The sequence below is a fragment of the Paenibacillus sp. FSL R7-0189 genome (genome assembly GCF_037969925.1).
In the GTDB taxonomy this organism is placed as follows: Bacteria; Bacillota; Bacilli; order Paenibacillales; family Paenibacillaceae; genus Paenibacillus_AQ; species Paenibacillus_AQ odorifer.
Genome location: NZ_CP150223.1, coordinates 3,024,188 through 3,045,296, shown reverse-complemented (window position 1 = coordinate 3,045,296; position 21,109 = coordinate 3,024,188). Strand labels below are relative to the sequence as shown.

Here is a 21,109-nt window from a genome sequence, read left to right as displayed (position 1 = left end):
CACAAGGATAACTTCCAAATCTTAAGAACCCGCCAGAGTTTTCTTAAGATTCTATGAAGAATGGGAAACGGGTAATAAAATCCGTGCGAAGAGATGTACTTTCTACATAAATAACGCCATTGTGGCGTTCGATGATACTTTTGGCAATCGCAAGTCCAAGCCCTGAGCCACCTGTATGCTGTGAACGCGACTTTTCTGCCCGATAGAATCGTTCAAAAATAAAAGGGATATCACTTTCCGCAATCCTGTCTCCAAAGTTGCTAATACGGACCACAGCATCCTTTTCCTTTTTACTGAAACCTATCTCCAATTTTCCGCCGCTTCTGCCGTAACGGATCGCGTTAGTAATCAGATTTTCATAAGCACGTACTAATTCTTTAGGCGAAGCCTCTATCCATAACTCATCAGCAACGTCCTCGATCTCATAGACCATATCCGCCTTTGTTAGTTCAGGAACCGACTCCTCCGCCAGCTGCCGTATGAAAGCCTTCAAATCCAATCTCTGCATAACCAAAGGGTACTCTCCACTATTTACACGTGTGTATTCAAAAAGATCATCGATCAGTTTACGCAGCACCAGGGATTTGTTGTAGGCTATATCCACGTAATACCGTATTTCCGCTTCTTCCTGACATCGATCTTGTTCGATGTATTCCAGAAAACCCAAGACAGAGGTAAGCGGGGTGCGTAAATCATGGGAAACACCTGTGATCAAGTCATTTTTTGCATTTACAGCTTTACGTTCCTCCTCTATGGAGTGCTGCAAACGCTCAGCCATTTCATTAATATTCTCAGCCAGCACACCCAGCTCATCCGTGGTTCTGACTTCAATTCTATGGGACATCCCGGAGCTTGTAATTTCTCGAATCCCTTTCGTGATCTCTTCCAGATACAGCACAACTTTACGAGTGTAGATAAAAAAGAATAATAAAAAGCTGATAATACCCGCTGCTGTCATTAGTGGCATAGAACCAATATGATTAATAATCCAGCGCAGTATGCGTGAATAGGGCGCCGACTCTGAAGCCGGATTTAGATAGATCATAAAGTTGACGAGTTGGTACCCTGCCATAAGCAGCAAAGCGCCTGAAAGCACACTCAGCAAAAAAGCGAACATAAACTTCCAGCGAATCGTCGTTATATATTTAGAATTCAAGAAGCCTCACCTAATCCTTTCAGGAAGGTCCGTCCAATTTATAGCCAACTCCCCAGACGGTTTGTATGTAACGTGGGCGTTTCGAATCGATTTCGATTTTGTCTCGGAGATTACGAATATGTACCATCACTGTGTTACCGCCATCTAGAAAAGGTTCATTCCATACCTTATTGTAAATTTGCTCCAAGCTAAGCACTTGACCTTGGTGTCTCGCCAAAAGCTCTAGAATAGAGAATTCCCGCGGAGTCAGTTTAATCTTCTGCTGGTCTACATACACCTCATGCTTAGACGTATCTATAGTCAGATCCTCAAAGCTTAGTTTGCTGTCGTTTCCCAACGTATTACTATCCTTATTAAATCCGTGATAACGGCGCAGCTGTGATTTTACTCGTGCCACAATCTCCAAGGGATTAAACGGCTTGCCCACGTAGTCATCTGCCCCGAGGCTCAGGCCGGAGATTTTGTCCATATCTGTATTTTTGGCTGATAGTATGATAATTGGCATTTTCCGCTCTTCACGGATTTTCATACATGCAGCTAACCCGTCCATTTTAGGCATCATGACATCAAGAATAATTAGATCAACTTCCTCTTTCTGCAGACATTCCAGCGCTTCCATTCCATCATAAGCCTTTAGCAGTCTATAGCCTTCATTACAGAGATAAATCGTTAACAGTTCTACAATTTCCTTCTCATCATCTACTAACAATATCGTTTCTCTCTTCACAGGAAGGGTTTCCTTTCAAATATAGTAATAAATATCTATAGCCTATATATTAGCAGATCATCCGAATTTTTTTCTAAAAAAGAAACGTTTAGTTGTATCCACGCAAAAAAGGCCCCTGCTCCTCTCGCACTTAAACGAAATGGAACCCGGAACCTTTTGGAATCGAATATAGTTTGTTACTTACATATCCAACAAGCGAATTAGCTCATCTTCATCCTCAATGACCTGAATGCCTAACTGCTGCGCTTTAGCCAGCTTACTGCCAGCTTTTTCACCAGCGATAACTAAATCTGTCTTCTTGGACACACTTCCGGACACCTTTGCTCCGAGTGCTTCCAGACGTTCAGCTGCTTCATCTCGGGTAAGCTTTTGCAAGGAACCGGTCAATACGACCGTTTTGCCACTAAAGAAGGAATCGGTACTAACAGGACGTGGCGCCTCAGGAGCCTTCGCTTCCACACCCAACGCCCGCAAGCGGGAAACATTAGCTACTACAACTGGATCTGCGAAGAAGCTGACAATGCTCTCGGCGACAATCCCACCAATGTCTGGTAACTCAGCGAGCTCCTCGGCTTTGGCCTGCATCACGGCATCCAGATCGCGGAAATGATCAGCCAACATCTTCGTCGTTGCTTTACCTGTGTTAGGGATCCCTAACGCAAAGAGAAATGAAGCAAGATCTCTACCTTTGCTATCTTCTAAAGCTTGCAGCAAATTCTGTGCTTTTTTCTCACCAAAACGGTTCAGCTGTACGAGCTGCTCAAAGTTCAGTTCATACAGATCCGCAGAGTCATGTACATTAAGCTCATCATAGAGCTGACCCGCCGTCTTCTCACTGAATGTCTCAATATCCATCGCATCACGCGAAGCAAAGTGGGTGATCCGACTGATAATCTGCGGCCTACAATTCAGTTTATTGTTACAGAAAAGATGTGCTCCGCGCATTTCTAACGGATATCCACAAGCTGGACAATCCTCAGGGAAAATAATCTCTCCACCGTCATTCTCCTCTGTTACCTTGCCGAGAATTTCTGGGATAACATCATTGGAACGGCGAATAAAGACCCGCGAACCTAAGGCGAATTTCAAGTTTTTGCGCTCAATATCACCCACATTATTCAGGGTGCAGTTCTGAACGGTAACTCCAGCAAGCTCTACAGCCTCAACCCGAGCCAGCGGAGTCACTTTACCTGTACGACCTACATTCCAGCTAACAGACTCCAGCACGGTCGTCGTTTCTTCGGCTTCAAATTTATAAGCTACTGCCCAACGTGGGAACTTGTCAGTGTATCCAAGCACCTCACGGATTCTGAAATCCGTGACCTTAATTACAGCCCCATCAATGAGGTAATCGAGACTCGAACGACTCTCCTCGATTCCAGCAAGCTGCTCAGTTACATCATCAAAATCATTACAGTAGGTCAGGTATGGGTTCACTTTAAATTTGTTATTCCGCAGAAAATCCATCATTTCCTGATGATCAGCGAACTCCGCACCTTCTGCAAAGCCTACATTATAGAAAAAAGCGTTCAAACGGCGGTCCGCAGTAGTCTTCGGATTAAGATTACGCAGTGCACCTGCTGCTGCATTACGCGCATTCTTCAGCGGCTCTGCAGCCCTTGTATTATAATCAGCCAGCACAGACAGATTCATAATCCCTTCACCCTGAACCTCAATGACCCCATCCTTGAAGGGAATCGTCAATGGAACGGATTTGATGGTCTTCACCTGTGCAAGTATTCCTTCGCCAACTACACCATTGCCACGCGTCGATGCCTGTTCGAGAACACCATTACGATAGGTTAAATTCAGCGTTAAGCCATCGAACTTCAGTTCTACTGCATAACAAGGATCAGGAAGAGGGTTGTCTGGATTCTTAAGATTGTATTCATTCACTAACCGGAGCACCCGGGTATTCCAGCTGCGCAGCTGTTCAATATTCTGTGCTTTATCCAGACTCCAAAGCGGTGCCAGATGCCGATGCGGCGTGAAGCCCTTAAGCAGCTCTCCACCTACACGTTGTGTAGGCGAATCTGGTAGCACGAAGCCACTCTCAGCCTCCAGTGCTACAAGCTTGTCGTATAAAACATCGTATTCCTTATCGCTGACTAGCGGTGCATCCAGCGTGTAGTAGTGGTAATTATAATTATTTAATTCCGCAACAAGCTCTTCCATCACATGCATAGCATCCATGCAGGTACATCCCTCCGTCAATAAGTTTCCTAAAGTTAGCGTGGTCTAAATATCCGTTCGTTAATCGTTGTCTGCTATTATTCCACTTTGGTAATCGGCGCAAACCCCGCAAGCAGACGTTTGACACCCACTGGTGCCGGAAAAGCAATCTGCAGCTCCGTGTCATTCCCGCTGCCTTTAACAGATACAACGGTGCCGGTGCCCCATTTGCCGTGGGAGACCTTGTCACCCGCTTTGTAATCGCCAGCTGCTGCAGCTCCTGCTCCGGTAGCACGCTGTGCGCCTCCGGAGGTCACGGTCACGCTGCTCTTGCTTGCCGCCGCTGACGCCGTGCTTCCGCCGCCTGCCGGTGTAGCTCCGGCGGCTCCGCCTCGGCCGCCAAAGTTCCCACGGCCACCGCTGCCGAAGCCGCGTCCGCCGTAAGCACCGCCTACCTCCGCGCCTCCGCGCTGGAAGCGGTCTTGAGTCTTAACGGTATCTTCCTTCAGTTCCTCCGGAATCTCCTCTAAGAAGCGGGACGGTTGGTTCGCCGTCGTCCGCCCAAAGAGCGTGCGCATCCGCGCACAAGAGAGAAACAGTTGTTTCTCCGCGCGGGTGATCCCTACATACGCAAGCCGGCGTTCCTCTTCCAGCTCGTCGTTGTCCTGAAAGGCACGGCTGTGTGGGAACACGCCTTCTTCCATTCCGACGATAAATACCGTCGGGAACTCCAGACCTTTGGCGCTGTGCATCGTCATTAACACAACCGCATCACTACGATCCTCTTCATCATCGTTCACACTATCGATATCTGCGATAAGTGCAAGATCCGTGAGGAAGGAGACCAGCGACTTGTCTTCATTGTTTTTTTCAAACTCCATCGTCACCGATAAGAACTCATCGATATTCTCTAGCCGCGAACGTGATTCGAGTGTATTTTCATTTTGCAGCTCCAAACGGTACTGGGACATCTCCAATATTTTTTCCGTCAATTCGGTTACAGACAAGAACTCTACCATACGGTGCAGAGCTTCAATCATATCGTAGAACTCTACTAGCATATTCCGCGTCCGTCCAGCAAAGCCCAAATCATCGACCGTTTGCAGTACTCGGAAAATAGAAACACCACGTTCACCAGCCGCAGCTGCCAGCTTACCAACCGTTGTATCTCCTAATCCACGCTTAGGAACATTAATAATACGCGTCAGGCTGATATCATCATCAGGGTTAGACAATAAACGTAGATACGCCAGCAGATCCTTGATTTCTTTACGATCATAGAACTTGATCCCGCCAACGATTTGATATGGAATATCTGATTTGATCAGAATTTCCTCTATTACCCGTGACTGAGCATTCGTCCGATACAAAATCGCGTGATTCTGGTAGGCTTGACCTTGTTTCACATTTTTGCTGATTTCTCCGGTTACAAAATATCCTTCGTCATGCTCGGAATCCGCCCGGTACACCTTAATCTTGGCGCCTTCCTCGGAATCGGTCCACAGCTTTTTCGGTTTACGGCCACTATTAAGCGCGATTACCCCATTGGCTGCATTCAGGATATTAGCGGTTGAACGGTAATTTTGTTCTAGCAGAATCGTCTTCGCTTCCGGATAATCCTCTTCAAAATTAAGAATATTCGTAATATCCGCACCACGCCAGCGATAGATCGACTGGTCACTATCCCCTACCACACAAATGCGGTGGTGGCTGTCTGCCAGCATGCGGCACAACATGTATTGTGCTCTGTTCGTATCCTGATACTCATCCACATGGATGTATTTGAATTTCTTTTGGTAAAAATCCAGAACCTCGGGAACTTCCTTAAATAATTCGATAGTCTTCATAATCAAATCATCAAAATCAAGCGAGTTATTGCTTCTCAAACGTCTTTGATACATTTTATAAACCTTAGCAACTAAACCTTCGAAATAATCACCGACTTTTTGCTCATACTGCGCCGGAGTTATCAACTCATTCTTAGATGCGCTAATTATGGCTTGTACAGCTTTCGGTTCGAATTTTTTCGTATCAATATTCAGTTCCTTCATGCAATTACGAATAACTGATAACTGATCTGTAGAGTCCAGAATCGAGAAGTTGGAGGTAAATCCAATCCGCTCAATATCCTTCCGCAAGATCCGAACACACATGGAGTGAAAGGTAGATACCCAAATATCTCTTCCCTCAGGTCCAACGAGCTTAGATACACGTTCCTGCATTTCCCTCGCAGCTTTATTCGTAAATGTAATCGCCAAAATCGCCCAAGGCGGCGCCTTTCGATTAGCAATCAGCCAGGCAATTCTGTGAGTCAGCACTCTCGTCTTCCCACTGCCCGCACCAGCCATAATCAAAAGGGGTCCTTCAGTAGTTTCGACAGCCTGCCTTTGTGGAGGATTCAATCGGCTGACCGCGTCTTGTATGTTAATAAGTTGCATGTGTAACATGCTCCTTTCCAAAAATGAAATTACAAATCATAAGTAGTCCATAAGCTAGCCGCTACTCGAACTGCTCTTGCACCGTCTTTTTAACAGCTAATACCGTACGAATTGCCTGCTCTACATCCCGATAAATAATATTGCCGACAACTACTGTATCACATAGAGCTGCTGCCTGCTCGGCCTCCGCCTCACAAGTAATGCCGCCTCCATAAAATAGTTGGGCTTGCTCCACCATCTCACGCACGATACGTACTGTCTCCATCTCCCCAAATCTACCGCTATATTCAAGATATACTATTGGCAGAGACATCAGCTTGTCCGCAACCTGGGCATACGCAGCCGCCTCTTCAGCATTAATGGTTGTCTCGGCCCCTGTAATCCGCGCAACTGAAGAATCACTGTTCAAAACGACGTAACCTTCCGTTAGCAGCTGATCCCATGGGATCATAAATCCATAACGCTCTATAGCTCGACGATGATGACCTACAATCCAAGCTGGATCGGGTGTATTTAGCACCATAGGAATCATATAAAGATCAAATCCGGGTACAGCAGCTTCAAGTTCGGATACCTCGAGTGCACAGGGCAGCTCAAAACGTCTTACTCTTGATAAGAGATCTACTGTATTCTCATAGGTTACTCCTGTAGAGCCCCCTATCAATATGGCATCCGTGCCGGACAAGCAAACAGCCTCCAAATCCTCATCAGAAATCATACGATCCGGGTCCAACTTAAACACATGCCGCCAAGGTTTGATCATTTGCTGTACTGATTTCATGAGAATCATCCTTAATTGTCATTTGGGCAAGACAAAACACTCCTGCCGCCGCAAAAGATATAGATCTAGTCTATGCCAGCACAGGAGGTGTGTCAATTTAAAGCGAACAAAAATACGAACATTTTTTCGCATATAAATTTTGGGTCCCCGCAAAGTACCTGAATACGCATCTGAGGAAAGCAGCACTTTGCAGGGATATATTAGTTGTAATGAGTGGAGAAAGATTTCAGCGTATACCTCTGAGGTTATTCAAATCATTTTCAGGCACAAAATCACTATAAAATCCGTCTACACCCATACGAGATAGCTCTCTAATCTCATCCTCTTCATCCACTGTATGAACGTATACACGAGCTCCAATATTTTTTAACTGTTTGACAAAACTCTTGGTGGCCCGGCTAACTGGCATCGTAATATCCACACCTGTTTTTTTAACAAACTCAATAACTTGTTCATCCGTATCCTTAGATTGGTACAGGGTGTAAAGCACTTCTGGAAAAGAATACACCTTATTGATCTCATCAAGCATCGGCTGATTGTAGATCTGTGGAACTATCCGCTCCAACAACGCTGGATCCCGACGCTGCGCCGCTTCGGTCAGCAATGTAAATTGCTTCTCTATAAGTTCCGGTTGGATTTCTTTGGTATCCGTAACGATATAAGCATCTGGATAATTCTGCATTAGATCAAGCACCTTCTCAATATCAAGGGGAGAGTATATATTCAGGATGGGGCTGTCCATAAATTCCTCGTAATCTAGTGCCACACCCTGTTTATTAGCAGGGAGAACCTCCAACTGACCTAAAAGCTTGCTCATATTGCCTGTCCATTCATGCCGAGCAACCAACTGATCATCCTTCGATAGCAAAAAATCAACTTCAAATACGCGAGTGCCCCGTTCATAGTTAGCGACAAATGCCTCCCAAGCATTGGTATACGCATAGCCGTTGATTCCCCCCATGGCATGTGCAACGATTTTGTGCGCTTCAAAGCCGCTCACGGGTTGCTCTTCCTCTTTGTTCAACGTTATTACAAATATCATTATTAGTGCGACAATCATTACTACGGTTGCAATAATCTTTTTCTTATTCATAGTTGTGAGTTTCCTTTACAAAGTTTAGATTAGAAATTTAATACCCCGCTCTGCCAGTGGCAAAACGGGGTATTATTAAAATTTCACAAATCTAAATAAGTGCAGGTCTCAATATGCGTTTTTGTTAACGAAGCCGTTGCGAATCGTTTTGAAAATAATTCGAATGTCGAACAGTAAGGACCAGTTCTCGATATAGAAAATATCGTGCTTAATCCGTTCCTCAATTGAAGTGTCCCCGCGCAGCCCATTGCTCTGTGCCCAGCCCGTAATTCCTGGACGCACATGGTGCTTCACCATATACTTCGGAATTTCATCACGGAATTGTTCTACATAAAATGGTCGTTCTGGCCGTGGGCCAACTACACTCATATGACCCAGTAACACATTAAAAAATTGCGGAAGCTCATCCAGACTTGTCTTACGGATAAAGGTTCCAAATCGAGTTCTACGAGGATCTTCCCGCGTACTCCAACCTGTATCCTCTTCCCCGTCCTGCTGCATCTTCATTGAACGAAACTTATACATCATAAAATTACGCCGATTAAGTCCCACCCGTTCCTGCCGGAATATAATCGGTCCCGGTGAGGTAAGACGTACGCCGAGAGCTACGATCAGCATCACGGGAGATATCATAATAATCGCGAATAGAGAGAACACGATATCAAACAAACGTTTTGCCATCTTATTCCCCGTCATATCCAGTGGAATATCACGAACATTAATCATTGGCATACCTGCAAAGTTATCAAAGTAAGGACGAGCTGGTAAATAATCGAAGAAATCCGGAATAATCAATGTGCGTACCCCTGCTTTTTCACAGGCCGCAATAATCGAAGAATATTTAGAATGTGCATCGAGTGGCAAAGCAAGAATAACCTCGTCCACAGGCAGCATCTCCAGCATTCCGGATAACTGATCGACCGTTCCCAGAATCGGTTTATACCGTTGCTCCTCAATCCCGTCCCAAGTATGGTAATCGTCTAAAAAGCCAATGGCTTCATATCCAAGCTCAGGATATTGTTCCAAATTGTTGTAGAATCTTTTACCAAGAGTACCTGCGCCGATGATAAGTACGAACTGGCGGTTCAATCCTTTTTCCCGCAATGATTTAAGCATCTTCTTCAGCACATAACGGTAAAGCATAATGGAAAGAACATTAAACCCCATATAAATAGCCAGATATGTACGGGAGATGTCAATTTCTTTCACGAAGAACATTAGACCGAGCAGGATGAAAATACTCATGATATGCACTTGGAAAATCTTAATAAATTCATCGACAAAACGTTTCTTACGCTTAGGCAAATAAAGCGATAAAAGGATACCAATTAAGACAGCTACTACGCCATAAATCATACTCCAATAAGCGTAAGACTCTACAGGCAGCGTGTTATAGGATTCCATCCATCCGCTCTTGAACTTGATCCACCAAGCCGCTAAAAAGGACAGTTGGATGACAAGAAAGTCAGCAACCATATAGAGCTGTGTCAAAAATTTCTGATTCCGCCGAATCATAATCTCACCTCAGTATTCTTATCTTTACGAGCGCCTGTTTCCATAGCAGAGCTAAGACTCTGTGCAGGTGATAGAACTGCTTTAGGAAAGATTAGGGCATTCCGCAAAAGGGACAGAGCAAACTTCACACCAACACCAGCATACACTGTTCCATTTATAATACTGTTGTACTTCCTACTATAATGCTTACGATGAAATAAAATCATTGCCCTGTGAAATTCATAGACGATCTTGAACGGTCTATGTCTGGCACTGCCGCCTTTGAGATGGACGATGGAGGTCTTCGGATAATAATAAATCTCCCAACCAGCCTCTTTAATACGATAGCACCAGTCTAAATCCTCACCGTACATAAAAAACTCTTCATCTAATCCGCCGACCTGATCAATCGTCTCCCGCCGCAACAGCATAAACGCACCCACCAGACAATCTATCGGGTAATCAAGATCAGGGTCCAGATAACCTAACTGGTAACCGTTAAACTTCGGTCGATCCGGAAACAACTTACTGAAACCAAAAGCATAATAGAAGGAAGCTGAAGGTGTAGGAAATCCTCGCTTACACGCTTTATCCAGCGACCCATCTGGCAAAATAATCTTACACCCTGACGCCCCAACATCGGGCCGACCATCCATAAAGGAGATCATCGTCTCCAGCGTGTCCCTGCGTACCACCGTATCTGAGTTGAGCAAAAGCATATACCGTCCGGATGAGGCTTCCATCCCCTGATTATTTGCACGGGCAAAACCGACATTGTCGTTATTTGCGATCAACATGACACTTGGAAACTCTCTACCAATCATCTCTACCGAATCATCATGGGAATTGTTGTCTATCAAAATAATCTCATAGGAATAGTTCGTTTCTGAGTCATATACCGACCTGATACAGTCCATCGTCAGGCGACACGTGTTGTAATTGACAATAAGTATGCTTACATCTACATTCACTGCGTAACGCTCCTGACAAATATAGTAATCTACCGACAATTATTATAACATAAAACCTCCCTGAGAGGAGGTGACCTTTCAGGGAGGTTTTTCCAGATACTGTTTGATTTACGTGTTCTTTCGCTCTTTTACGATGGTCTGTATATATTTTCGTTTCTTTTTTAACGCTGGGAGCTGAGTGAAAAAGGATTTCCACGCTACGATTAACTTCGGCTCTCTCAGAAGCATATAACCATGAGCGGCAATTTCATAGGGAAGGGAAATCAAGATTGTCTTCAGCATAGTTCGAGCCGATTCATTCTTGTAGATCATTTTGTAGCGATTAATGTAAGATATTCGCCGGATGAACATTGGTTTGGTACTACGGCCAGACGTTTTCCACCCACGTTCATGATACCCAATTGCCTCAGCATCATAATACCCCTGCCAGCCAAATAGCTGGGCTCTCCAAGCCACATCCACATCTTCCTTATATGCAAAAAAATCTGCATCAAAAAACTCCCCATCAACACTAACGTCTTCAATCATCCGCCGAGAATACATCGCCGCTGCCCCAGATACACCAAATACTGTCCCCGACTGTGTCCATTGTTCTGCTGACTCACCCGCACCACGGTCAAACGCACGACGTGCTTTGTTCATCCGAAGACCAGTGCTATCCACTAATCCGTGATCAGCCTTTAGCAAAAGCTTACCTGTGGCGCTGCCAATTAAAGGATTTTCCTCCAGCCGTGTAACTAATCTAGATACGTAATCCTTCGCTAGTATCAGATCTGGATTTAGGACAAGTACGTAGTCCGTATCTGTGACACCGATAGCCTTATTGTGAGCATGGGCGAAACCAGTGTTACATAAGTTCTGATATACAAACAATTGTAGGTCAGTGATTTCAGATGATTTTTTATCAATATTTAAGATTTCCTCATCCGGGAAGATAGCCATAAGGGGTTTACCCATAGGATCGACAAAGCTTGATGCTCCTCTTAATTTCTCTATAGTATCATCTGTAGAGTTATTATCCACAATCACAATACATTTTAGTGGATAATCCTGTGCAAGGACTGCCTTTAAACAATCTACAATATCATCAGTACTATTATATGTTACTAGTTGTACACTAACGGTTTTGGTAAGCATGATAATCCTCAGATCTTTATGATGTTGACATTATTCAAGATTTTTTTTCAAATTTGTTCTTATCAATAAAGAATGATATAAAAAGTGAGATGCCTCAGTGCCAGAAAAACTAAAATAGCTTCATAATAAATCCAAATTCTAAATAGAGCTTTTGACTCTGTTATAGTATTTAATAAAACAGAAAGTAAAGTCGCTAGTAGTATTAATAAGAGAATGTCAGTCGCATAAAAAACTCTATGCCCTGAGGCATAAATAGTTGGTGAAAAACTAATGACAATACTTGAGGCTAAAGCAGCCATATAAAAGAGAACACTCACAATTGTTATCCTAGAATTTCCAAATAACTTCACAATAGACAAGGCAATACAAAGAAAAACTAGTAAGCCCAATAATATCGAAACATTCATACTTACTGATTTTGAATTATAATCACTGAATATTTTGGGGAGATCATATAAATTATCAAACATAGAAATTTTATTGCTTTTAATGAACATTTCAAGAGTTTGATCAAATGCCGTAGTAACATTCCCTGGTCTGCTTTTTGCAGAAATTATGCGTATACCGAAATATGCCACCGGTACTAAGGACATTATTCTATACATTATTCTTTTATTTTTTGTGAACATCAATATTGTAATGAGTAATGAGATTATAAACATTATAGAACTAGCCTCATTAACAAGATGCCAAAGACTATAAAACAACCCATAAAATAATTTCTTAAACACGGAAAACGTTTCATATTCCGGGAATAATGAAGCTTCCGAGGTAAATCTTTTGACATTCCCAGGTGCTGTATAACCTATAATAGCATTAATTATGACAACTGCTAAAACAAGCATAGAAGGTATATGTATTTTCTTTTTCTTAAGAGCAGAAAGTAAAATTAGAATTGTGCTAAAAGTAATCACAATCGCAGCTATTTGCTCTGAGTATGCAGCATATATCCCAGCCAATAAATTAAAAATTATTAACTTATTATTATACTCCTTCTCGAAATAATTATAAATTATAGGGATTAAACTAAATAAACCAAGAGCAGTAGGCCAAAGATAATTAAAAGATCCAGTAACCCAAATGCTACCACTCCAAAAAACTGCATCAGGTAATAAAAAAATGGACAGGCAAATAGATATTATCAAGTATGTCTTTTTCTCTCTTCTATCTCCAGTTATGGCTAATACAATCTTATACATAGTTAAAAATAGCAAGATAAAAATCATGGTATTTAGTATTTTCCAAACAATTGGATCTAGAACTATTATACTTGTAAGGAAATAATTAATCATAATTCTGCCATTCCAATTTAAATAGTAATTTTTGACAAATTCAAAAGAACTCACCTCAGTTAGAGCCTTTTTAAATTCAATATCATCTGAAATATTACTATCCACATGTAGATTCACTATAAACATAATAATTGAAAAAAATATAAACAGTAATGTAACATTATATTTATTGGAAAACTTTTTTATATGATCTATCATATGTCAAATCCTTTACGATTATTTTCTAAATACTAATAAACGCTGTCCTAAATAGTTCAAAATTGTATATAACCCCATACCGAATAACATTGCTAGTTGTTCATTAGTTTCTATTGAAAACTTTAAAGAAAGTAAATTTATAATTTCTAGTATAAGGCGCTTAGATATAAGAAAACCAACTAAATAAGATACTGAGCTTACTAAAAAGAATTGAAAAAATGATTTGTAGTCGAAGTTACCATATTTAAAAGTAAAGGTCTTGTTTAAGAAATAACTAATAACCCCACCAAATAAATAGCTCAATGCACTTGAACTCCAGTATCCAAATCCAAAATAATTATACAACAGGAACATAGTAATTGCGCCCAAAATTGTATTAAATACACCAACGAGTAGGAACCTTATGAGCTTATTATTAGTTAGTTTCATACATACCTCTTGTGTCTTTTCCACAACTATATTTTTCATGCTATCCTTCTTGTTTTACTATATATATTGGACGCCCTTTTGTTTCCAGATAAATATTCGCCAAATAATTCCCTATAATTCCAGTGCAAAAAAGTTGAATCCCTCCAACAAAAAAAACTATAGATGCTAGTGAAGGCCAGCCAGTTACAGGATCACCCCACAATAAAGTTTTAGAGATAATAACCAAAATAAGAACAAAAGAAGCAAAACAAAAAAACAAGCCTATTAATGAAGAAAGAGCAAGCGGAACAGTAGAAAATGCGACAATTCCTTCAATCGAGTAAATAAAGAGCTTCCAGAAAGACCACTTAGTCTCACCAGCTACCCTTTCAATATTTTCGAATTCAAACCATTTGGTTTTAAAACCTACCCAACCAAAAATACCTTTTGAAAAGCGATTGTATTCTCCCATTGATAATACCGCATTAACCATTTGACGAGTCATTAGTCGGAAATCGCGCGCTCCATCAATAATTTCAGCCTTTGATATTTTTTTTACGATTCTATAAAACATTCTTGCGAAGAAAGAACGTATTACGGGTTCACCATTTCTAGAATTTCTTCTTGTAGCAGCACAATCGTATCCTTCCTCTTTAATAGACTTAAGCATGTTAGGAAGGAGTGCTGGTGGATCCTGCATATCCGCATCCATTACTGCAACATAATCGCCTTTGGAATATTTAATACCTGCATATAAAGCTGCTTCTTTTCCAAAATTCCGTGAGAAAGATATAAATCTAACGCGATTATCTGAATTAGCAAGATCTTTAATAATATCTAAAGTGTTATCAGATGACCCATCATCCACAAAAACAAATTCAAATTCAACCTCGTTCATTAATTTAGCAATCCGTATTATTTCATTATAAAAAATAGGAAGACTTTTCTCTTCATTATAACAAGGGATACAAATGCTTATAATCTCCATAATTCATAACTCATCCTTTATATTTAATACTAATATGGCAGTTAACATTAATTAATTAACCCTTATTTAGTACCTAATACTAAATAAGGGCTATTCAAAGACCTAGTTCTCTTCCCGTTACGGGGATAATGTTACCACTATTACTTTTTAAGTTCTAGCAGAAAGCTTCTCAAACCTTCACGCCAGTGACGTATATCCTGAAAACCGTTTGTACGTATTGACAAATGCTCCATCACAGAATTACGAGGGCGTGGTGCAGGACGTATAAATTGTTCCGTAGAACACGGGTTAAGTTTGGCCGTAAAACTCAAATCCAAAATAGCCTCAGCCTCTACAAAAATCGCTTGTGTAAATTCAAACCAAGTACAAGAATCACTATTTGACGCATGGTATACACCATACTTCTCAGTTTGGATAAGCTCAAGCAAGAATTGAGCTAAATCGACTGTATATGTTGGCGAACCTTTTTGGTCATCCACTACCTGTAGTAATGGCTTTTCCTGACCAAGCTTTAGCATCGTTTTGACAAAGTTATTCCCATGCTTACCATACACCCAAGAAGTCCGCACGATAAAATATTTAGATGACAAGCTTTGAACTAATATTTCACCAGCTCGCTTAGACTTACCATAGATGCTTTTAGGATCTGTATTATCGTACTCATGGTAAGGCTGTGATCCTAAACCATCAAATACATAATCCGTGCTGATATACACCAGTTTAGCTCCAATTTTCTCAGTAGCAAGAGCTACATTCCGGCTTCCAGTTGCATTTATTAAATATGCAACATCGATGTCACTTTCTGCCGCATCTACCGCGGTATGAGCAGCGCAATGAATAACCACATCTGGTCCAAACCCACCAATAACTTGGATACATTGATCCAGATCAGTAATATCCATCTCCTGACGATCGCAAGCCAACACTTCGTGACCTTGATGCTGGAGCAGTAAAACTACGTCCTGACCCAGTTGTCCGGCCGCACCTGTAACAAGTACCTTCATAGCTAGTTTACCCCCGTATCAAAATTACAATGAGTCACCTAAACGATCACCATATTGCTGTTCAGCGTATTTTTGGTATTCCCCAGATTGAATACGGGTCCACCACTCGCGGTTATTGAGATACCATTGGATAGTTTCTTTAATACCTGTTTCAAACGTATGTTTCGGCTTCCATCCCAGTTCATTCATAATCTTAGTTGGATCAATCCCATAACGGCGATCATGACCTGGACGGTCTTGAACATAAGTGATCAAAGAATCAGGTTTGCCTAGTTCCTGCAATACCGTGTTTACAATATGCACATTCGTACGTTCATTATTACCGCCAATGTTGTAGACTTCGCCGTTCACACCCTTGTGAATAACCAGATCAATCGCGCTGCAATGATCCTCAACATACAACCAGTCACGGATATTCATTCCATCGCCATAAACAGGCAACGCTTGATCAGCAAGAGCGCGGGAGATCATGAGCGGAATAAGCTTTTCCGGGAATTGGTACGGGCCATAATTGTTTGAGCAGCGGGTAATATTCACTGGCAGTCCAAACGTTTCGTGATATGCACGTACTAGCAAGTCTCCGCCTGCTTTGCTTGCTGAATATGGACTATTAGGAGCCAAAGGAGTTTTTTCGGTGAATAATCCAGTCGCACCCAGTGATCCATATACCTCATCCGTAGATACTTGAACAAACTTAGTGATACTGTATTTTTTCGCCGCATCCAAAAGTACTTGTGTTCCAAGTACATTCGTCTTCACAAACACTTCCGGCTCTAAAATACTCCGATCCACATGCGATTCAGCCGCAAAATTAACAACGACATCCACACCCTGGCTAATCAGTTCATCCATCGCAGTAACATCTGTAATATCAGCCTTCACGAACGTATAGTTCGGATGATTCTCGATCGATTTTAGGTTCTCCAGATTACCTGCGTAAGTCAATGCATCCACGTTGACGATTTCGTAATCAGGATGTTGTTGCATCATGTACAGCACAAAGTTGCTGCCGATAAACCCAGCTCCGCCAGTAACTAACAGTTTCATTTATAACCCACCTTTTGTTCAATGAGATGTTTACATTTCGAAGTTTAACTCCGCATCCTTCAGTAAAGGATGACGTTGATCTTTATCCGATAATATCGCACTAGAAGTTGGCCAACCAATACCCAGCGCTGGATCATTCCATAATATGCCACGATCATTCTCAGGGGAATAATATTCGTCCACCTTATATAACACTTGGGTATTAGGTACTAATGTACAGAAGCCATGAGCGAATCCTTTCGGAACAAGCAACTGTCGCTTATTATATTCGCTAAGTATTACACCTACCCATTGCCCAAAGGTAGGCGAATTAAGACGAATATCAACAATCACATCGTAAATAGCACCCGATAAGACACGAATTAACTTAGTCTGAGATTTGGGATTAAGCTGGTAATGGAGACCACGCAAAACACCCACCTCAGCAGATAGGGAGTGGTTGTCTTGAATAAAATTATGAGTTATACCTAACTTGTTCATTATTTCTTCATTATAACTTTCCATAAAAAAACCACGATTATCACCATGAACCACAGGCTCTATTAAATTTGCACCAAACAGTTGAAGAGGAATTACCTTCATAACCTCTCCTCCTTCACCATTATAATTTCAGCTTACCGAACTCATTTCCAAACACAACAGATTGTGCTAGTTCATCCGCCTTAGCTAAGGACACATGCGTACCAACATCTGTCCACCAACCTTGCAGAATATCGTAGGTTAACTCATCTCTTACAATATATGCATTATTTACATCTGTGATCTCTAATTCACCACGTGCGGATGGCTTTAAGCTTTTAACTATTTCATACACATGACTATCAAACATATAGATACCGGTTACTGCGTAATTCGATTTTGGTTCAGCCGGTTTCTCTTCAGTTGAAAGAATTCGCCCATTACGAAGCTCTGGAACACCATTTTTTTGGGGATCAGATACTTCTTGAATCAATATTTTAGCCCCTTGTTTTTGATCAACAAAGTTTTGTACATATTGCGTAATATCATCTTCAAAGACGTTATCTCCAAGTATTACAACCATTTGATCATTACCAACAAATTGTTCAGCTAAATCTAAAGCTTGTGCAATCCCACCTGCTTCATCTTGTACTTTATATGTAAAGCATAAATGTCATAGGATATTTACCTACAGGAAGCAAGTGTTATTAGTAACTTTAGTCAAAGGAAATAGACGAGAACCAGTACCTCCAGCAAGAATTATGCCTTTCATAATGACCTTCTATGGATTATATCTATATTTTTACATATTAAATCAACTATGTCATAACTTAAATCAGGATATATAGGTAGAGTTAGGATGTTATCACTTATTTTCTTAGCATTAGGCAATTCAATATTTGAATACTCCTCTTTAAAACAACTATAATCAGTTGCCAATGGATAAAAGTATTTTCTAGTGAAAATATTATTGTCCCGAAGGATTTCATATAGAGTATTTCTGGATACTCCGTACTTTTCTTTATCAATTACAATAGGAAAGTAAGAGTAGTTATAAACTATATTTGACTTTTTGTAATCCAGAAGACTTATTCCTGGAATCTCCCCAAGTAAGTCTACATATCTTTCTGTTACCAATTTTCTTTTTTCAATATTTTCCTGAACATGATTTAAGTTCACGAGTCCCATTGCTGCTTGGAACTCATTCATTTTTGCATTATAACCAACAATTTCAACAGTTTCAGGACCGCTAATACCAAAGTTTTTATAAAGATCAATTATTCTTTTATATTCGTCATTTTTATAAACTAATACTCCACCTTCAATTGAATGAAAGAGTTTCGTAGCATGAAGACTAAACATCGAAATATCTCCGAACTGACTTATAGGTTTACCATTAATCTCAACCCCAAATGCATGTGCAGCATCATATAATACTTTTAAATTGTATTTCTGAGCAATCCTCTCAATAGCGTCTACATTACATGGAGTTCCAAATACATGTACGGGCATTATGGCACTCGTATTTTCATTAATAAGTGCTTCTATTTTGGTACAATCAATATTATAGTCACTTAAATCAATATCACAGAAAACTGGTTTTAAATTATTATTGACAATAGCATGAGTAGTTGAAGCAAATGTAAACGGAGTAGTTATAACCTCACCAGTGATCCCTAAAGTCTTAATGGCTGTTTCTAAAGCCAAGTGTCCATTTACGAGAAGACTAACATTATTAATGGATAAAAAATCAATTAGCTTTTTCTCGAATTCTTGGTGCAACTCTCCATTATTCGTAATCCAAGAATTATTCCAGAGACGTTCAATTTCTGCAGTAAACTCCGAAAAAGGAGGCATATAAGTCTTTGTTACATTGACAGGTGTTTCTAATTTAATTAATTCATTCATTATGAGTTGCCCTCCACTTATAAATCATGTAGACATTTTTGTTGCAGCCTTAGAAATAACTATTGTAGAATCCTCAACATTCTTAATTATTATTGCCCCTAACCCAACAATACTTTTAACACCTATATTAGTTTTTTCTCTAACACAAGCTCCTGCACCAATTAATGTTAACTCACCAATAGACACATTCCCTGAGATGACTGCTGCAGGATTAATAGTGCAGAAATCACCAACCGTAGAATCGTGACCAATATTACAGGATCGATTTAATAATATAAAATTCCCTAGTTTCACATTAACAGTAAGATTTACTCCTGAACAGATTACATTTCCATACCCCATATTATTATTAGAACTTTTAGACAATTTAGAGAGAGGGTGTATTAAATTAGGAAAAACAATATTCGATTTATTTAAATCCATAATTTCTTGATATATCTTTTCTTTAATCTTTGGATCCGCTAAACCAATTATCACACCGATTACCGAGAATTTGTCGCTATACCCTGAAAATTCCATATTAGAAGTAATAATCTCTACATCTTCAATAGATTTACCAATTTCATTTGGATCATTAGTCACAAAACCAACCAAATGATATATATTAGTATACGAATAATCATTTATTTCATCTATTAAAGCTTTGATTTCTTTAGCACACCCTCCAGTACCATAAATAACAATCGGTAATCCATTCCACTCATTTGACATGCTTACCGGCTCCTATTTTTTAAAAAATTTCCTGATCGTTGAATATAGGTTTGTATCTTTTTGTATTTTCCGTTTAGCACTTTCCACTACTACCTGATGAAATGACGTTTCAAACACATCAATAATATCAAGTTTACCAGTATATGCGAAGAAATCATTGGCACTAAAATTATACTTTTCTTTTAAAACTCTTCTTGTGTTTTCATTTTTCAAAAGAATGCTAAGTTTTCGTAAACCAATAAGAACGTAAATAGGTTTGATATCAGGAGATATTTCTTTTAAATAAGCGAATGCTTTTTCACATTCAATTTCTTCTTTCGTATATAAGGCGTTCGATTCATCTAGAAAACCTTCAACAAAATCTTCGTCTTTTATTTCATCAAAAAAGTTACTCATAATAATAAAAAGCTCATTTTTATTCCTAATTCTATTTTCATAAGTAACAGAACTAGTATTCATTTCATTAGATAATATTCTAAAGTTAACTAATTTTTCTTCCATTACATGAATATTGAATTTTTTAATAACATTTATCCACATTGAAAAATCCGGTAATTGTCTCAAACTCGGATCATACAATCCAACTTCGTTATACACTTCCTTTTTAATTAACATCGATGGATGACAAAAGCAATTTAATTTATAAAATAATTGTTTTAACCATTGCCCCGAAGACTTATTATTTTGAGTGAATGCATCTGCCCAAAAATAATCTGTTTTTGATAATACTTTTCCTGCTTCATCAATAAAATTGGCGTCTGAGAAAACACAATCCACACTATCACTTTCTTCTAAAAAGTGTACTTGTTTCTCTAATTTATCCTTTTCCCAATAATCATCTGAGTTTAACAAAGCAATATACTCTGATGATGAGTTTATTATTCCATGATTAAGTGTATCAACTGCTCCCTGATTTGTTTCAAATCCATAAAATTTAATCCTGGGATCTTCATATTTCTTTATCACATCTACAGAGTTGTCAGGTGATGCATCATCAATAATTAGTAATTCAAAATTTTCATACGTTTGGTTTAAAACACTCTCTATAGCTTTTCCAATGAATTTTGAATGGTTATAGGATGGAATAATTATAGAAACTTTCGGATTAGTACTTTTCAATTTCTG

18 protein-coding genes and 1 pseudogene are annotated in these 21,109 nt (G+C 40.0%); all 19 read right to left on the bottom strand.

All coding sequences use genetic code 11. The annotated features are described in order from the left end of the window. Positions 1-43: 43 nt before the first annotated feature. The gene (locus MKY63_RS13070) at positions 44-1,156 is read right to left on the bottom strand and encodes a HAMP domain-containing sensor histidine kinase (RefSeq protein ID WP_036678670.1); all 1,113 of its coding nucleotides are present in this window, start codon (positions 1,154-1,156) and stop codon (positions 44-46) included. Positions 1,157-1,175: 19 nt separating this feature from the next. Continuing rightward, positions 1,176-1,883 carry a response regulator transcription factor gene (locus MKY63_RS13065; RefSeq protein ID WP_036678667.1) on the bottom strand — a complete coding sequence of 236 codons (708 nt, stop codon included), beginning with the start codon at positions 1,881-1,883 and terminating at the stop codon, positions 1,176-1,178. Positions 1,884-2,063: 180 nt separating this feature from the next. Further along, positions 2,064-4,076 carry an NAD-dependent DNA ligase LigA gene (gene ligA / locus MKY63_RS13060; protein WP_036678665.1) on the bottom strand — a complete coding sequence of 671 codons (2,013 nt, stop codon included), beginning with the start codon at positions 4,074-4,076 and terminating at the stop codon, positions 2,064-2,066. 77 nt (positions 4,077-4,153) lie between these two features. After that, on the bottom strand, positions 4,154-6,493 hold the full coding sequence (gene pcrA, locus MKY63_RS13055) for a DNA helicase PcrA (protein WP_036678664.1): 2,340 nt from the start codon (positions 6,491-6,493) through the stop codon (positions 4,154-4,156). Between the two features lie 61 nt (positions 6,494-6,554). Continuing rightward, entirely contained in the window at positions 6,555-7,274 is a 720-nt protein-coding gene (locus MKY63_RS13050) for a heptaprenylglyceryl phosphate synthase (protein WP_094902717.1), read from the bottom strand. Between the two features lie 226 nt (positions 7,275-7,500). Next, the gene (locus MKY63_RS13045; protein WP_036678660.1) at positions 7,501-8,367 is read right to left on the bottom strand and encodes a phosphatidylinositol-specific phospholipase C/glycerophosphodiester phosphodiesterase family protein; all 867 of its coding nucleotides are present in this window, start codon (positions 8,365-8,367) and stop codon (positions 7,501-7,503) included. Between the two features lie 108 nt (positions 8,368-8,475). Continuing rightward, complete coding sequence (locus MKY63_RS13040) at positions 8,476-9,882, bottom strand: undecaprenyl-phosphate glucose phosphotransferase (protein WP_036678658.1); 1,407 nt, start codon at positions 9,880-9,882, stop codon at positions 8,476-8,478. Further along, positions 9,879-10,778 (bottom strand): glycosyltransferase family 2 protein, encoded by a 900-nt coding sequence (locus tag MKY63_RS13035; protein WP_051491035.1) that lies wholly within the window; start codon positions 10,776-10,778, stop codon positions 9,879-9,881. The genes MKY63_RS13040 and MKY63_RS13035 overlap by 4 nt, the downstream gene beginning before the upstream one ends. 162 nt (positions 10,779-10,940) lie before the next feature. Further along, entirely contained in the window at positions 10,941-11,969 is a 1,029-nt protein-coding gene (locus tag MKY63_RS13030; RefSeq protein ID WP_036678654.1) for a glycosyltransferase family 2 protein, read from the bottom strand. Between the two features lie 62 nt (positions 11,970-12,031). Further along, entirely contained in the window at positions 12,032-13,387 is a 1,356-nt protein-coding gene (locus MKY63_RS13025) for a DUF6056 family protein (RefSeq protein WP_235219414.1), read from the bottom strand. A gap of 90 nt (positions 13,388-13,477) precedes the next feature. Then, positions 13,478-13,927 carry a GtrA family protein gene (locus MKY63_RS13020; RefSeq protein ID WP_081383742.1) on the bottom strand — a complete coding sequence of 150 codons (450 nt, stop codon included), beginning with the start codon at positions 13,925-13,927 and terminating at the stop codon, positions 13,478-13,480. A gap of 1 nt (position 13,928) precedes the next feature. Beyond that, entirely contained in the window at positions 13,929-14,855 is a 927-nt protein-coding gene (locus MKY63_RS13015; RefSeq protein ID WP_036678648.1) for a glycosyltransferase family 2 protein, read from the bottom strand. 140 nt (positions 14,856-14,995) lie between these two features. Beyond that, positions 14,996-15,859 (bottom strand): dTDP-4-dehydrorhamnose reductase, encoded by an 864-nt coding sequence (rfbD, locus tag MKY63_RS13010; protein ID WP_036678647.1) that lies wholly within the window; start codon positions 15,857-15,859, stop codon positions 14,996-14,998. A 24-nt stretch (positions 15,860-15,883) separates the two neighbouring features. Then, positions 15,884-16,906, bottom strand: a complete 1,023-nt coding sequence (gene rfbB / locus MKY63_RS13005; RefSeq protein WP_036678645.1) for a dTDP-glucose 4,6-dehydratase — start codon at positions 16,904-16,906, stop codon at positions 15,884-15,886. A 30-nt stretch (positions 16,907-16,936) separates the two neighbouring features. Then, positions 16,937-17,488 (bottom strand): dTDP-4-dehydrorhamnose 3,5-epimerase, encoded by a 552-nt coding sequence (rfbC, locus tag MKY63_RS13000; protein ID WP_036678644.1) that lies wholly within the window; start codon positions 17,486-17,488, stop codon positions 16,937-16,939. 19 nt (positions 17,489-17,507) lie between these two features. Beyond that, a pseudogene (locus tag MKY63_RS12995) lies at positions 17,508-18,137 on the bottom strand (sugar phosphate nucleotidyltransferase). After that, positions 18,134-19,273, bottom strand: coding sequence for a DegT/DnrJ/EryC1/StrS family aminotransferase (locus tag MKY63_RS12990; protein WP_076179701.1), 1,140 nt, complete (start codon positions 19,271-19,273; stop codon positions 18,134-18,136). Before MKY63_RS12990 ends, MKY63_RS12995 begins: the two are co-directional and overlap by 4 nt. Positions 19,274-19,297: 24 nt before the next feature. Beyond that, the gene (locus tag MKY63_RS12985) at positions 19,298-19,984 is read right to left on the bottom strand and encodes a hypothetical protein (RefSeq protein ID WP_076179700.1); all 687 of its coding nucleotides are present in this window, start codon (positions 19,982-19,984) and stop codon (positions 19,298-19,300) included. A 12-nt stretch (positions 19,985-19,996) separates the two neighbouring features. Beyond that, positions 19,997-21,103 (bottom strand): glycosyltransferase, encoded by a 1,107-nt coding sequence (locus MKY63_RS12980; protein ID WP_339813154.1) that lies wholly within the window; start codon positions 21,101-21,103, stop codon positions 19,997-19,999. Positions 21,104-21,109: the final 6 nt, after the last annotated feature.